General features: G+C 35.3%; 16 protein-coding genes. 8 read left to right on the top strand and 8 right to left on the bottom strand.

Going from position 1 to position 13,777, the window contains the following annotated elements; genetic code table 11:
• The first annotated feature begins 315 nt into the window (after positions 1 to 315).
• The gene (locus SGJ10_06700) at positions 316 to 1,545 is read left to right on the top strand and encodes an NADP-dependent isocitrate dehydrogenase (GenBank protein MDZ4757814.1); all 1,230 of its coding nucleotides are present in this window, start codon (positions 316 to 318) and stop codon (positions 1,543 to 1,545) included.
• 369 nt (positions 1,546 to 1,914) lie between these two features.
• On the opposite strand, the gene SGJ10_06695 is transcribed toward SGJ10_06700, so the two are convergent.
• Together SGJ10_06695 and folP are read right to left on the bottom strand one after the other, a co-directional pair.
• Entirely contained in the window at positions 1,915 to 2,550 is a 636-nt protein-coding gene (locus SGJ10_06695; protein MDZ4757813.1) for a peroxiredoxin, read from the bottom strand.
• A 124-nt stretch (positions 2,551 to 2,674) separates the two neighbouring features.
• A complete protein-coding gene (gene folP / locus SGJ10_06690; GenBank protein ID MDZ4757812.1) occupies positions 2,675 to 3,505 on the bottom strand; it encodes a dihydropteroate synthase in 831 nt (276 codons plus the stop codon).
• 41 nt (positions 3,506 to 3,546) lie between these two features.
• Between folP and SGJ10_06685 the strand changes: the two genes are divergently transcribed.
• The 7 genes from SGJ10_06685 to SGJ10_06655 all read left to right on the top strand — a co-directional run bounded on the left by SGJ10_06685 (position 3,547) and on the right by SGJ10_06655 (position 7,855).
• Positions 3,547 to 4,089, top strand: a complete 543-nt coding sequence (locus tag SGJ10_06685) for a DUF1599 domain-containing protein (GenBank protein ID MDZ4757811.1) — start codon at positions 3,547 to 3,549, stop codon at positions 4,087 to 4,089.
• Between the two features lie 12 nt (positions 4,090 to 4,101).
• On the top strand, positions 4,102 to 5,397 hold the full coding sequence (locus tag SGJ10_06680) for a DoxX family protein (GenBank protein ID MDZ4757810.1): 1,296 nt from the start codon (positions 4,102 to 4,104) through the stop codon (positions 5,395 to 5,397).
• A 298-nt stretch (positions 5,398 to 5,695) separates the two neighbouring features.
• On the top strand, positions 5,696 to 6,013 hold the full coding sequence (locus tag SGJ10_06675; protein ID MDZ4757809.1) for a hypothetical protein: 318 nt from the start codon (positions 5,696 to 5,698) through the stop codon (positions 6,011 to 6,013).
• Between the two features lie 44 nt (positions 6,014 to 6,057).
• Entirely contained in the window at positions 6,058 to 6,213 is a 156-nt protein-coding gene (locus tag SGJ10_06670) for a lmo0937 family membrane protein (GenBank protein ID MDZ4757808.1), read from the top strand.
• Positions 6,214 to 6,414: 201 nt separating this feature from the next.
• Positions 6,415 to 6,795, top strand: a complete 381-nt coding sequence (locus tag SGJ10_06665) for a hypothetical protein (protein ID MDZ4757807.1) — start codon at positions 6,415 to 6,417, stop codon at positions 6,793 to 6,795.
• A gap of 79 nt (positions 6,796 to 6,874) precedes the next feature.
• A complete protein-coding gene (locus SGJ10_06660) occupies positions 6,875 to 7,195 on the top strand; it encodes a hypothetical protein (protein MDZ4757806.1) in 321 nt (106 codons plus the stop codon).
• A gap of 201 nt (positions 7,196 to 7,396) precedes the next feature.
• The gene (locus tag SGJ10_06655) at positions 7,397 to 7,855 is read left to right on the top strand and encodes a DUF2147 domain-containing protein (protein MDZ4757805.1); all 459 of its coding nucleotides are present in this window, start codon (positions 7,397 to 7,399) and stop codon (positions 7,853 to 7,855) included.
• 223 nt (positions 7,856 to 8,078) lie between these two features.
• Here SGJ10_06655 and SGJ10_06650 read toward each other — a convergent pair whose 3' ends face one another.
• The 6 genes from SGJ10_06650 to SGJ10_06625 all read right to left on the bottom strand — a co-directional run bounded on the left by SGJ10_06650 (position 8,079) and on the right by SGJ10_06625 (position 13,532).
• Positions 8,079 to 8,300: a hypothetical protein gene (locus SGJ10_06650; GenBank protein ID MDZ4757804.1), complete on the bottom strand. Its 222-nt coding sequence runs from the start codon at positions 8,298 to 8,300 to the stop codon at positions 8,079 to 8,081.
• A gap of 329 nt (positions 8,301 to 8,629) precedes the next feature.
• On the bottom strand, positions 8,630 to 9,319 hold the full coding sequence (locus SGJ10_06645) for a DUF2461 domain-containing protein (GenBank protein ID MDZ4757803.1): 690 nt from the start codon (positions 9,317 to 9,319) through the stop codon (positions 8,630 to 8,632).
• Positions 9,320 to 9,460: 141 nt separating this feature from the next.
• The gene (locus tag SGJ10_06640; protein ID MDZ4757802.1) at positions 9,461 to 11,122 is read right to left on the bottom strand and encodes a PEGA domain-containing protein; all 1,662 of its coding nucleotides are present in this window, start codon (positions 11,120 to 11,122) and stop codon (positions 9,461 to 9,463) included.
• A gap of 53 nt (positions 11,123 to 11,175) precedes the next feature.
• The gene (locus SGJ10_06635; protein ID MDZ4757801.1) at positions 11,176 to 11,859 is read right to left on the bottom strand and encodes a hypothetical protein; all 684 of its coding nucleotides are present in this window, start codon (positions 11,857 to 11,859) and stop codon (positions 11,176 to 11,178) included.
• A gap of 408 nt (positions 11,860 to 12,267) precedes the next feature.
• Positions 12,268 to 13,023 (bottom strand): slipin family protein, encoded by a 756-nt coding sequence (locus SGJ10_06630; protein MDZ4757800.1) that lies wholly within the window; start codon positions 13,021 to 13,023, stop codon positions 12,268 to 12,270.
• Positions 13,024 to 13,130: 107 nt separating this feature from the next.
• Positions 13,131 to 13,532, bottom strand: a complete 402-nt coding sequence (locus SGJ10_06625; GenBank protein MDZ4757799.1) for a hypothetical protein — start codon at positions 13,530 to 13,532, stop codon at positions 13,131 to 13,133.
• Positions 13,533 to 13,777 lie beyond the last annotated feature (245 nt).

Raw genomic sequence — 13,777 nt, 5'->3', positions numbered from 1 at the left:
CAGCGGACTGCTGTAAATAAAAAAGGGCAGCATTCTAAGTTTTAAAATTCGTGTTTCAAACCTTTATATTTATTAGAATCGAATTATGAAAGAGGTCTAATTCATTAAATACGATGTATGAATTGTCCATTTTTACAATGGAAATTTAAGCTTATTTTTTTAGATTATAAAAGTTCCATCTTACTTAGATGCAATTTTTATTGCTTTTTAAAAATATTTTAAGAGATTCCAATTTTGGTATAACCCAAACATCCAACCTACACTTTCCAAATCCCGCTCCTTCACTTACCTTTGCACCAAAATTAACAATACCCCATGAACAAAATAAAAGTTGCAAACCCAGTAGTAGAGCTAGATGGCGATGAAATGACCCGCATCATCTGGAAGTTTATTAAAGAAAAACTCATACTCCCATATTTGGATGTAGATATCAAATACTACGACCTTGGTATGGAATATCGTGACGAAACCAACGACCAAGTTACCATCGATGCAGCTAATGCAATCAGACAGTATGGTGTAGGAATTAAATGTGCTACCATCACCCCCGATGAAGCTCGTGTAGAAGAATTCAAATTGAAACAAATGTGGAAGAGCCCCAATGGCACTATCCGCAATATATTAGATGGTACCGTTTTTCGTGAGCCCATTTTGTGTAATAATGTTCCCCGTTTAGTTCCTAACTGGACAGCTCCTATATGTATCGGCCGTCACGCTTTTGGCGACCAGTATCGTGCAACCGATTTTGTAACTAAAGGAAAAGGAAAATTAACCGTAAAATTTGAAGGCGAAGATGGACAAGTTATCGAGCACGAAGTATATAACTTTAAAGGCGATGGTGTAGCATTAACTATGTATAATACCGACGAAAGTATTATAGGTTTTGCTCATTCATGTTTCAATACCGCATTGGCTAAAAAATGGCCTTTATATCTTTCAACCAAAAATACAATTCTTAAAAAGTATGATGGTCGTTTCAAAGATATTTTCGAGGAGATATATCAGAAAGACTATAAAGCACAATTCCTTGCAGCAGGCATTGTGTACGAGCATCGTTTAATTGATGATATGGTTGCCTCGGCACTTAAATGGAATGGTAACTTTGTATGGGCTTGTAAAAACTATGATGGCGATGTGCAAAGTGATACCGTTGCCCAAGGTTTCGGTTCATTAGGTTTAATGACTTCAACTTTAATAACTCCCGATGGAAAAGTAATGGAAGCAGAAGCTGCTCATGGTACAGTTACACGTCACTATCGCGATCACCAAGCAGGCAAACCAACTAGTACCAATCCTATAGCAAGCATCTTCGCGTGGACACGTGGACTTGAGTTCCGCGGCAAATTGGATAATAATGCGGAGTTAATTAATTTCTGTCATGCACTTGAGCAAGTGTGCGTAGAGACTGTAGAGAGTGGCAAAATGACCAAAGACCTAGCAGTTTGTATACATGGTAACAAAGTAAACCATGGCGAACACTATTTATATACCGAAGAATTTTTGGATGCATTGGATGTGAATTTGAAAAGCAGACTTGGGAATTAATGGTTCCCGCCGCGGCGGAGTGAATTGTTAATGTTGCTTACGCCATTTTCAGCGGCTAACATGATGACGACCTACCCTCGGCTAGGTGTCCCCACCAGCCGAAACAATATAACAAAAAGCCGTACTATCATAGTGCGGCTTTTTTATTTGGGCATGCCCCACGAAGCGTGGGTCGGGCTATCCGCTGCAATCTTTTTGCAAAAAAAGCAAAAAGGATTTCCGCTTCTATCCCTCATGCGGCCGCTGTCTGTTGCTGTCAGTCTGTCCTCATAGTTATCGGGTCAGACTGACATTGCCATCGGTTTGTTTCCCCACAAATCGCAATGATTGTGAGTTGTAGAAATCACAGAGAAATCAAGCTGTATTCTATTATAAATTTGGTTGCGGCGTAGTTCTCAGATAAGGTTTAATACGGGTATGACCTTTTGGGAATTTTGTAGGAATATCTTCATCCTTTACAGCAGGAATTATAATAACATCTTCACCATATTTCCAATTGGCAGGGGTGGCAACACTATAGTTTGCAGTTAATTGCAATGAATCGATTACGCGTAAAACTTCATCAAAATTTCTTCCTGTTGATGCAGGATAAATAATCATCAATTTCACTTTTTTGTCGGGGCCAATAATAAATAAAGAACGTACCGTTGTTTTTTCACTGGCATTGGGATGAATCATATCATATAACATGGCAACTTCACGCTCAGGATCGGCAATAATGGGGAAATTTACCGTGCAATTTTGTGTTTCGTTAATGTCTTTTATCCAATCGATGTGGCTTTCAAGCGGATCAACACTCACCGCAATAGCTTTTACATTACGCTTTTCAAATTCATCTTTTAATTTGGCAGTCATTCCCAATTCTGTGGTACAAACAGGTGTAAAATCGGCAGGGTGAGAAAATAAAACGCACCAGCTATTGCCGAGGAATTCGTGGAAATTAATTTCGCCCATACTAGTTTGAGCGGTAAAGTTTGGAGCTTCATCTCCTAATCTAATTGACATAATTTTTTATATTTATGGTTATAATATTTGTTGATTGCGAAAACGCTTGGCAATTTAGGCCATTTTAATTTCACAAGTGCTGTCAGGTTTATCCACCAACAATTAATAAGTACCATGTTAACTGTTATACTGACACCCCATACTTCCCCATCATTTTTATACAATCCATTGCTGGTTTCACATCATGCACTCTTAAAATATTTGCACCTTGTAATAGGGCTAGGGTATTAAGTGTCGTAGTTCCGTGTAATGCATTTTCTGGAGTGGAGTCGAGGGTTTTCCAAATCATACTTTTGCGAGAGATGCCGATGAGCAAGGGAACTTCCAATTGTTTAAAAACCTTGAGCTTGTGTATCAGTTCAAAGTTATGTTCTATAGTTTTACCGAAGCCAAAACCTGGATCAATGATAATGTCGCAAACGCCTTGGGCCCTTAGCTGTACAAGCTTGGTAGCTAAATAGTCGAATACTTCCAAAGCCACATCGGTATAATTGGCCTCATCTTTCATGGTTTGTGGTTTGCCTTTTTTGTGCATGCTTATGTAGGGAACTTTCAGCTTCGAAACCGTATCAAGCATTTGCACATCATCATCGCCTGCGGAGATATCATTCACCATGCAAGCACCAGCATTCACAGCTTCATGAGCTACTTTAGCATAATAAGTATCAATACTGATAAAACTTTTAGGGAATGCCCCAGCAATTGCTTCTATTATAGGTATTACCCTTTGCAGCTCTTCTTCTTCGTTTATCGCCTCAGCACCTGGCCTTGTCGATTGCCCGCCCACATCAATAAATGTAGCACCTTCGTTTAGCATTTGTTCGGCCAATTTTAGGGCATCATCTACTAATTGGGTGCGGCTCAAAGTATAAAATGAATCGGGTGTGGTGTTTATAATGCCCATCACACAGGGTTTTGTGAGGTCTATTAGTTGGCCTTTGCAATTGATGAACATGTTATTGGGGTTTATAGATTTAATTTGCTGCAAATTTACACATGGACACATTAGCACAATACGATTCGATAGTAGAAAAATGCAGAAGCATTTTCACAGCCAAAAATAGGGACTACGGTACCTCGTGGCGGATACTCCGTCCCTCAAGCATCTACGATCAAATATTTATTAAAGCAAAAAGGATAAGAACCATTGAGGAAAAAGGAAACACTGCGGTAGACGAAGGGGTGGAATCGGAATTTATGGGCATCGTGAATTATTGTGCCATTGCTCTTATACAATTGCAAATGGGAAATGATTATGAAAAAGAGCTGCCCATTGATGAATTGACCAAACTATATAATAATACACTGAATGAAACCCGCAGTTTGATGCAAGCCAAAAACAGTGACTATGGTGAAGCTTGGCGTGATATGCGGGTGAGCACGTTTACCGATATGATGTTGGTAAGGTTACTACGTATAAGCCAAATAAATGATAACGATGGCAAAACGCAAGCTTCGGAAGGAGTGGAGTCGAACCTAATGGATATGATAAACTATGCCATATTCGCTTTAATAAAACTGGATGAAGAATCTAAATAATTATATATATTTATGAATAAAAAAGTCACCATCACTTGGATTTGCCGCATTATCGTTGGCTGTTTATTTATATTCTCTGGTTTTATTAAAGCAAACGACCCGCATGGATTTGGTTTTAAGTTGGACGAGTATTTTGATATATTTGGGTGGACTTTTTTCAAACCTTGGTCTGTAGGCATATCAATTATTATATGTATTGCCGAAGTGATGATGGGCGTATGGCTTATTATAGGTTTCATGGGTAAAGTAAACGCATGGCTATTGTTATTGATGATTTTGTTTTTCGATGTGCTAACGGGTTATACAGCCTTGGCCAACTATGCCAAAGAACATCCTACAGCATGGTTCTCACAGCCGTTAGCAAATATGATGGATGCGGGCAAGCCTGAAATGATAAACGCTCTTAGCGACTGCGGTTGCTTTGGCGATTTTATCAAACTCACGCCTTTTCAATCTTTCAGCAAAGACATAGTGCTCACAATTCTTATTATAATTATATTTATTCGTCGCAAAGATATTAAACCTATATTTAGCAGTACCCTAAGTAGTATATGCAGTTTTACTGCAGGATTTGTTGCAGTAGCATTTCCAATCTATACCTATATGTATTTGCCTGCTAAAGATTTTCTTCCTTATAAAGTAGGGAATGATATCGCTCTACTTTCGCAAGTGCCCAAAGATTCTAAACCAGGCGTGTCCGCATTTACGTATCACTATAAAAATAAAAAAACGGGCGAGGTCAAAGAATATACAGTTTTAGTTCCCGAAGATTCAAAATCATTGACAGGATTGGAACAAGAAATAGGTAAATTAAAAATTAACAAAATATCGGAACTGCCCTTAATCGATAGCAACTGGGTAATTGATGGTGCACGCAGCGAACCCATTGTATTACGCGAAGACCCTAAAGCTGAAATTCATGATTTTAAGATTTATGATAAAGATAAAAATGAATTTACAGACATTATTACCGATGTGGAAGGCTATAAATTGGTAATGATAACCATGGATATGGCCGACATAGACCCAAGTTATATAGAAAGATTTGCAAAGACCGCTGCAGAGCTTACAAAAACGAGCAAAATAAAAGTGATTGGCTTAACTGGATCCGATTTGAACATGACCGATAGCATATTAAGATTATATAAAGTTGCCCAAGTTCCCTTTTTTAGTTTGGATGGAACGCAAGTAAAAAGCATGATACGTTCCAATCCCGGTTTTATACTCTTCAACAAATCTACCATAGTAAAAAAATGGAGTAAGTTTGCACTACCAAGTGCCGAGGTAGTGATGAAATACGTGAAGTAGGGTGTAGTGTTGAAAGGTGTTCCGATTCGTCGGAACCTACTTAAAGTGCGGTTAAGTTTTGCAATCCTTCGGAACCGCACACTATCACACCATGTGTGAATGATGTAACATTTTTATATTGTAATGTAACACTCATAATTGTGATAACCTTCATTTTTGTACTATAATTATTCAAGTTGAAATGCCAGTTTTTCGATGGAACTGAAACCTTGCTATTTAATTTAGTAAAGTAATTTCATGCTGCGTATTATATAATTACAGTATATATATTATCTCTAACCCTTAAACAATAATTAAAATGAAAAAATTTACTTTATGTATTGCAACAGTATTACTGTCTATTACATTTAACCCCATGCATGCAAATGCACAAGCACCCAAGGCATCAAATGCCATTGAGGCAAACCCAGCCGCTGAGGAAGCTGAAGCCCGAGGATTATTATACAGATTGGATGAAATAAGACATATGGATAAATCTAAACTTAGTCATCAAGAAAAGAAAAACCTAAAAGGTGAGTTGTCTACAATTAAGAAAAAACTCAGCGATTTAAATGGTGGTATTTATATATCAGGTGGGTTATTGCTCATTATCATACTCTTGATTATTTTATTATAATCTATTTTATTTCAAATTAACAAAACCAATAAAAAATTACAATCATGGGAAATTTACTTTATGGAATTGCAGTAATATTAATATTATTTTGGGCAATAGGATTTATAGGCTATAATGCTGGAGGTATCATTCATATTCTGCTTATTATAGCAGTGATTGCGATTATACTTCGCATTATTCAAGGCAGAAGGCCAGTCTAACAAATAAACTGTCCGATATACGACCCCAAAAAATAGATGCACTCGATGAAAGATGATGCTTTAGCACCTTTGCTGAGATAAAATTGCACCAGCAAAGTGAACCAATATGTGAATGATGTAACATATAACTATCGTTATGTAAATACTGATTATTGAAACATACCCATCTTTGCACCACATTAATCTATCATACTAATTAAAATGAAAAATAATATTATAATTTGTCTCCTCGCCTTTATGGCCTTTACAATTATATCATGCAAAAGGAGCAATGAAAAACGAATTGTGGGTACCTGGAAGGTCGTAAGTGTAATTAAAGATTCAAAGGATGAAACTAGTAATTGGACTAAGCATTCCTATACCGAAATGTATACGTCTGATGGCGTGTATATTTACTCTGGACAACCCGATGACAAAGCAGGAAGTGGTAGTTATTTGTGGAACGAAACGGACAAATTAACACGATTCGGTGTAAACGGACAATCTACAAAAACTTTGACTATTATAAATCTTGATAAATCTAATTTCAAATATCAGTATTTCGATGGAAATGAAGCATGGATATTCACTTTGGTGAAATAATTTGACGGCACATATAGGATATAATTTTAAAATTTCTCGAAACATATATTACCCACTAACCAATTAAAAAATAATTATAATGAAAAAATTTACTTTATGTATTACAGCAGTATTACTGCTTATTACCTTCAACCCCATGCAAATTAATGCACAAGCACCAAAGGCATCAAATGCCATTGAGGCAAACCCTGTTGCTGAGGAAGCAGAAGCCCGTGGCCTGTTGTACAGACTTGATGAAATAAGACAGATGGATAAATCAAAGTTGAGTTCGGCAGAAAAAGGAAACCTTAGAAGTGAAATTAAAGCCAAGAAGAAAAAGCTTAAGCAAATAAATGGTGGAGTTTATCTTTCAACTGGTGCAATTATCCTTATCATAATACTATTGATTATCTTATTATAATACTTCATACAGTAGCTGTATTGTTTATAAAAACCCGAAATTAAGTATTACATTTTGCGATAAAGTTTAAGTGCATTCAGAACTAAAAATATTGACAGAATTAACTATTATACAACCATCATTATCTAGGTTGATATTACAGGTGACCTGATGTCAATATAATATATTATTCCCTTATTAAATAAAATTTAAATAAATAGCATGATACGCATTATAGTTTGTTTGATATTGGCTTTCCCACTCTTAGCAAAAGGTCAATCGAAAGGTGATTCAATAATTGGGGTTTGGTTCAATCAAGAGAAAACGGCCAAACTTCAAATATCTAATGAAGACGGTGCATACTTTGGAAAAATTGTGTGGCTGCAAGCAAAACATGACAAAGCTACATTATATACCGATAAAACGAACCCTGACAGTTCAATGCATACTGATTCTTTGATGGGTATGACGGTGATGCGACACTTTACTTTTGGAAGTAAAGACACTTATCGTGGAGGTATAATATACGACCACATGAATGGGAAAGAATATAAATGCAATATGGTGTTAATTGGCGGACAATTTCTAATGATAGTTGGCTATACAGGTATACCCACTATGAGTAGGTCTATGGAATGGCAGCGGGTTAAGTTGCGATCAAATGAGTCTACAGGGTTGTAACGCTCCTCAATTTTTAATGTATAGCACTATAGCTTTCGTTTTTATAGTCTGGCCGAAAAAAAAAAAATTAAAAGTTCCTTCACTTGCTAATCGCAACTGCTGTTATCGTAGTTTTAGTTAAGTTGATGCAAGAAAAAAAACCGCTTACTTAAGTAAACAAGATTCACAAAGTAGCGAGTACCACGGCTCATCGCACGTGATGTTTTTAGTAGAATGGGAAATATTATTTCTCCATAAAGCCTTCTTTGATCAAGTATTTGCTTAATTTGTCAAATACATCAGCCCACGAAGCACCAGTTGTACCACCACTGGTTGTAGTGTCTTTATGCTTATACCCAACTATTTTTTCCTCTTTGGTATCCTTACTAATTTTCAATTCACCATAGCCGGAGGTTTTATGTTGAATGGTTGCTGGGGTTAGTCTTAGAAATTCTGCTTTTGTCATATTTGTTACTTTTTAAATGGGTTAAATAGTTGCATTTTTCGTATTTGCTAACTATATATCAAGGTTTTATGGTAAAACCCTTTTTTTTATCGGTATACAAATGTATCAGTTTATGTACAATAAAAAAAATTTACTTTACTCAGTAATTTATTGCTACATTGGTAACCGCATAAAATGATACCATTTCCTAAACTATAATAGTTCTCCGCCTGTGGCGGATTAGATTTTAAAATGAATACCGAGTTCCATTCTTAAAGCCCCGCTTAATCCCGATAATTATCGGGATACGGGGGGATTAGTCCCTTTAGACTAATATAAATCGCGTTTCGTTATATGATACTTTCCCCATTCAAATCGGTAGTAAGCACATCGCTCATATAATTGAAAAAAGGCCTCACCGATTTTAATATGCGATTCATGTCTTCTATGAAACTTTCTGCTGCTACTTCTTTATCTGTAAGGTCATGCCTCAAAATAAATTGTTTGTAACGTAGAAGGCCAATGGCAGGGTGGTTGATGTCGAATCCTTTTGGGGTAGTAGCAACGGCATCTCCTCTTAAATTCCCAAAATTGGCTTTAATGTTTTTTGATTTTAATAATTTATTCCAGTCAGAATAATTTGCCTCAATATCCAATCTAATACGTTTTAAATCTTCGGGATTGGGCGAAAAAAATCCACAAGCTATATAGGAATTTCCAGGTTTGATGTTAATATAATAACCACCACGTTTTTGTGTGGTTGCCCTGCGTAAACTAAAGGCAAAACGAGCATTATAAGGTGATTTGTCTTTACTGAAACGTACATCATTATATATTCTATACAAACTTTTTTTGCCCGATTCATTTTCAATAGCATCATGTTTGTTCATTTCAAAAATTAATCGATCCACAACATCAGTCATATTTTGTTGCGATTGTATATATATATCTTTATGTGCATTGAACCATTCTCGGTTATTGTTTGCGGCTAAGTCCTTCAGGAATTTGAGGGTGGATTTATTGATGGCGATGTCCTTCATTGTTCAGTAAATCAATTGGAGGGTGTGATATTCATTTTATTTGTATTCATGGATTCCTTGAGAATGCATTCTCCAATTATATTATATGTTTGTAGGGCTTAATTCATATACTTATCAAAATCGAAATTTAAAATGTTTTCACTACCGCTGCACAGATATCCCGATGCCCACAGTTAATCGTGCATCTTGAAAGTTATTTGTAGCAATTCCTGTTCTTAAATGAAAGCCGTTTAAATCCATTATTAGTCCAGTCTCAAAAGCAAAATAAGTATTTGATACCTCCGATGCTACCCAATAAGTATTATAATAGTCGCCCAAATTATCGTAGATAGCCATTTTCCACGCTTCACTATTATAAGAAAAACCGATGCCAGAATATATAGATAGGGGATGAGCTATTTTTTTAGTAATACCAGCGAGCAGCTCGAAGGTACCTGTACGTTTTTCATTTTTGAAACGCCAGTCATTACCCCACTTTTCAAATTGTCCACCTGTAACTTTGCCTTTGCTATCTACCGTACCATTTGAGTTCGAATTATTAAAAATTGTAGCATTACACCTTGCAGTAGTATAAACTCCAACAGTTTGGTTATTGGTAGACCCAAAAGAAAAACCTATTTTACAAGTTGGATGATAGGCATACGAATAAAAGAATCTGTCAGGTCTGCCATATCTGGCGGCTAAACGACGAGCAACTTTAATTTTATTATCTAAATCAGGTTTATTGGTACAAAATTTTTCAGCCTTTTGGTAATTAGTAACTGCTTCTTTTTGGGCATAACTCGTTTTTGTTTGTGCATCATAGTTTCCCTTTCGGTAATATGCGTTGCACATAATTTGTTTTACTTTCACCACATCTCCCCCTGTTGGGTAATTGCTCAAATATTTATTTAAGAATAGTTCCATATTCATTATATCCATATCATTAGCGTACTTCTCGCCTGTTTTTACCAATTTATTTTTAATATTGGTATGGGCTTCACTATAATATTTCTTGTTTGCACTTCCTTTCAAATAGGTTTCAAACGATTGGATAGTATATAAACTAAAAGCATTGTCCCAAGCAATTTCGTCCAAAGCTATATTTTTTTGATTGGTAGCTTCCTTATCATTATTTCTGATTACTAAAGCTGCGTCAAATTTAGTGATGGCGGCTGTATATTTTTCTGATTTCATAAAGGCGAGTCCCTCGCTCATTAGGCTGCTGTAGCCATTAAGCGATTTTGAAGTATATTCCCCACTAAGCATATTTACAAATATATTCGTGGTTTCATTTTTACTTATTTCAAAGGTTTTGGTGATTACAGTTTCATTAAAAGTAAAAGTGATATCATACTTTCCAACAGGTATATTGGGCATCTCCCATTCGCCAGCTTTTAGGTAATCATTTACATTCTCAATTTGGGGTATAGTGATATAAATTTTACTAGGTAAAGATTGAATAATTAGTTTGCCTTTTTGTGATTCAACTTTATTTTTAGAGATGAATTCTTTCTCCTTTTCAATTATATCAACGATTTCTTTGGTTAATGGTTTTACTACATATACAAATACTTCACCTGCTTTCACCGTGATATTGTCCTCGTAGGATTGATAACCATCTTTTTCTACTCGGATTATATTTTTTCCTGGGGTGACTTTTTGAATGATATATCCACTCAACTCAACAGTAGTTTTTCCCTTGTACACATTGTTTAAATATACGGAGAGCCCTGGCTCTGATTGAACCTCGATGTATCCTGTTTGGCCGAAGGAATTGCTCAGTGAAATAATAATGAAGCTTAATAAGAGTGTTATTTTCATTTAGTCAAAAATTTAATTTGCTAGGTTTAATATATATATTAATTTTGTTTGAACTACTTTAACCTTTCAATATATAATTGTTCGGCTAAACTTAAAATAGTAAAGCTTAATTTTTTTTCTTGTTTTAATCTAGCATCAAACACAAGTTCCAATAATTTAACTAAATCAGCATAAGTATTTGTTTTACTTGGTTTAATAATTACTACTGAAGTTTTCTCCAATTCTATTGCAAATTCAATGGCTGTATGGTTCTTTCCATTTAAACTCAGTTGCGAACCTTCAAATTCTACCAGTGCGTATTTTTTGCTTTTCAAGCTGTCGTAATTATTTAAATCGGAATACAAAGACTCTTCAATCCCAATCTTCACTAATTTTGGTGGTTCTGGTGGGGTTGCAGGGCCACCATTATTTGGTTTTGTAATTGGCTCTAATTTTTCGCGACAATTCGCTATTATATCTTTTCTAATTTTAAAATGCTCTCCATATAATGCACCAACATTCAACTGTATATTTTCACTTTTATAAGGGAGGGTGATTTCAAAACATCCACTTGTAGTTTTCAAAGAAAATCTCTGAAATCCCAATAATTCAAGCTCTTCGACTAATTTATCAATAGCTGAAAATGGTGTCATCGAATCAATCAATAACTGAATTGGAAACCTGCAGTTTTTATTAATATTTTCATTCTTAATTTCTTTGTATACAAAAGTCTCAATCTCATTTATATCATAAAGCAATGCAAATGAAATATTGTCTTTAATTAGGAAAGTATCGTCTTTTACTTCAATCGAGAATATACAACTATCTGTATTTTTTAATTGGCTCTTAAAATGCGGTAATCTCGGATGAAGGCTATTGGTATTTGCATTGCTACAGGCATTTAAGCCTAACATCGAGCATATTAAAATGCAGCATATATATATGGTTTTTATCAATCGTGTTGGTACTTTTTTAATTGATAGTAGAAGCAAAAAATCTCAACTATTACAATTATAAATTCTGATATTTACTGGCAAATATAGGAGGAAGAATTGAACCGACGATGTTTATTTAGTATGAGCATGGAGTTTTTTATCACACTATTTAGATATAATACCCAGGCTTTTCGGTAGGTGCTGTTGATGGTATATGGCTTATTCAACATTCTACTTTTTATTCACAAGTTCAGTGAAACTCTTTGCTGCATTTGTAAAGTCTGATGGAACTAAAACAATGGTAGTAGTATTGTTGTCAATACCAATTTCAGATAGCATTTGCATCCGTCTTAACTCAAGTGCAATTGGACTACCTTCCATTTCTTTTGCTCCTTGTGTCAATTTAATTGACGCTTCCAATTCAGCTTCAGCTTTTACAATTCTTGCTCTCTTCTCTCTTATAGCTTCTGCTTCTCTTGCCATTGCTCTTTGCATTGCTTCTGGAATTTCAACATCTTTCATCTCCACCATTTCAATTTTAATTCCCCAAGGTTCAGTTGTAGTGTCAACAATCTTTTGAAGTGTCCCATTGATTTGTTCTCTTTCTCGTAAAACTTCGTCTAATGAGTGCTGTCCAATAATGTTTCTTAATGCTGTAACAGAAAATTGATATACCGCTTTGTTATAATCAGCGACTTTAATAATAGCGTCTTCAGGATTTGTGATTTTAAACCATAAAACAGCATTAACCTTTATTGTTACGCTATCTTTTGTAATGGTTTCTTGTTGTTCAAGGTCTACAGTTTTAGTCCGAATGTCAACTTTTTGTTGTCTTTCGATAAATGGAATTAACCAATAAAGTCCAGGCCCTTTTACACATTGAAATCGTCCAAGTCTAAATACAATAGCTCTTTGGTATTCTTGAGCAATGCGTAACCCTGAAATTAAAATTACGATTATGATTCCGATAATTGGTATTAGTGCCATGTTGTTTATTTTTTATGGTTAATTATTTTTTTGTTGGTTGGTCGTCCTGCTATTAGGATAACGTTTGCCCCCACAATTATCGGGATGAAAAACTAAACTTTCATTAACTACAATCTCTCCCGATAAATTAGGATGTCTTTGGAATACAGCCTGTCGTGCTTTTGTGCGAAAACTCCGGCTTTTCGGTAGGTGCTGTTAGGCGGTTGCCTTCTTTGCTTACGTGATATACGTTGTTCATAATCAATTAATAGTTTGTTTAAAATTTCTATTTTTTTATTGTTAACTGGTACTGTTTGGCAAAGTTGGTCAACCATTATGTTAACGTCGTAAAATTGAGTGTCGCTTGTTATTCTACCTTTCACAATCACTTTGTCAACTCGATGGAAAAAAGATTTAAATATGTCAATGTCATACTTGGTTTTGCTTTGCAGATAGTTGTTAAAGTTCTGGTCTACAGTTTCTACTTGCATTTCTGTCAATTCACGAAACCAGTGTTTTAGTCTTCTCAATCTGCCTTTTTGATAGCGTACTTCGGTTTGAGTTTTTATCCTTTGTAATGTTCAGTAGAGTCAAAAGTTTTAATATGCATTTCATATTAGACCTCTTTCATAATTCGATTCTAATAAATAGGGTCTGCTCATAAACTAAATAAACTTGTTATACTTACTATAAATTAGTATTTTATGCAATTAGGTCGTTGATTTTGCTGCAAGGCTTTTTAGCGAAATTGCTCAATATCCGTGCAGAAGGTTTT

It is taken from the genome of Bacteroidota bacterium (genome assembly GCA_034439655.1).
Lineage (GTDB): Bacteria > Bacteroidota > Bacteroidia > UKL13-3 > UKL13-3 > CANJUD01.
The sequence above is the reverse complement of the archived record's forward strand: the minus strand, read 5'-3'. Positions and strand labels throughout refer to the sequence as shown.

What these genes read in the sequence shown, in the direction of transcription:
- SGJ10_06645 (MDZ4757803.1), bottom strand. Translation starts at nt 9,319, where the DNA reads ATGAAGGACATCGCCATCAATAAATCCACCCTCAAATTCCTGAAGGAC.
- SGJ10_06660 (MDZ4757806.1), top strand. Translation starts at nt 6,875, where the DNA reads ATGAAAAAATTTACTTTATGTATTACAGCAGTATTACTGCTTATTACC.
- SGJ10_06670 (MDZ4757808.1), top strand. Translation starts at nt 6,058, where the DNA reads ATGGGAAATTTACTTTATGGAATTGCAGTAATATTAATATTATTTTGG.
- SGJ10_06650 (MDZ4757804.1), bottom strand. Translation starts at nt 8,300, where the DNA reads ATGACAAAAGCAGAATTTCTAAGACTAACCCCAGCAACCATTCAACAT.
- SGJ10_06680 (MDZ4757810.1), top strand. Translation starts at nt 4,102, where the DNA reads ATGAATAAAAAAGTCACCATCACTTGGATTTGCCGCATTATCGTTGGC.
- SGJ10_06655 (MDZ4757805.1), top strand. Translation starts at nt 7,397, where the DNA reads ATGATACGCATTATAGTTTGTTTGATATTGGCTTTCCCACTCTTAGCA.
- folP (MDZ4757812.1), bottom strand. Translation starts at nt 3,505, where the DNA reads ATGTTCATCAATTGCAAAGGCCAACTAATAGACCTCACAAAACCCTGT.
- SGJ10_06700 (MDZ4757814.1), top strand. Translation starts at nt 316, where the DNA reads ATGAACAAAATAAAAGTTGCAAACCCAGTAGTAGAGCTAGATGGCGAT.
- SGJ10_06685 (MDZ4757811.1), top strand. Translation starts at nt 3,547, where the DNA reads ATGGACACATTAGCACAATACGATTCGATAGTAGAAAAATGCAGAAGC.
- SGJ10_06630 (MDZ4757800.1), bottom strand. Translation starts at nt 13,023, where the DNA reads ATGGCACTAATACCAATTATCGGAATCATAATCGTAATTTTAATTTCA.
- SGJ10_06665 (MDZ4757807.1), top strand. Translation starts at nt 6,415, where the DNA reads ATGAAAAATAATATTATAATTTGTCTCCTCGCCTTTATGGCCTTTACA.
- SGJ10_06695 (MDZ4757813.1), bottom strand. Translation starts at nt 2,550, where the DNA reads ATGTCAATTAGATTAGGAGATGAAGCTCCAAACTTTACCGCTCAAACT.
- SGJ10_06640 (MDZ4757802.1), bottom strand. Translation starts at nt 11,122, where the DNA reads ATGAAAATAACACTCTTATTAAGCTTCATTATTATTTCACTGAGCAAT.
- SGJ10_06675 (MDZ4757809.1), top strand. Translation starts at nt 5,696, where the DNA reads ATGAAAAAATTTACTTTATGTATTGCAACAGTATTACTGTCTATTACA.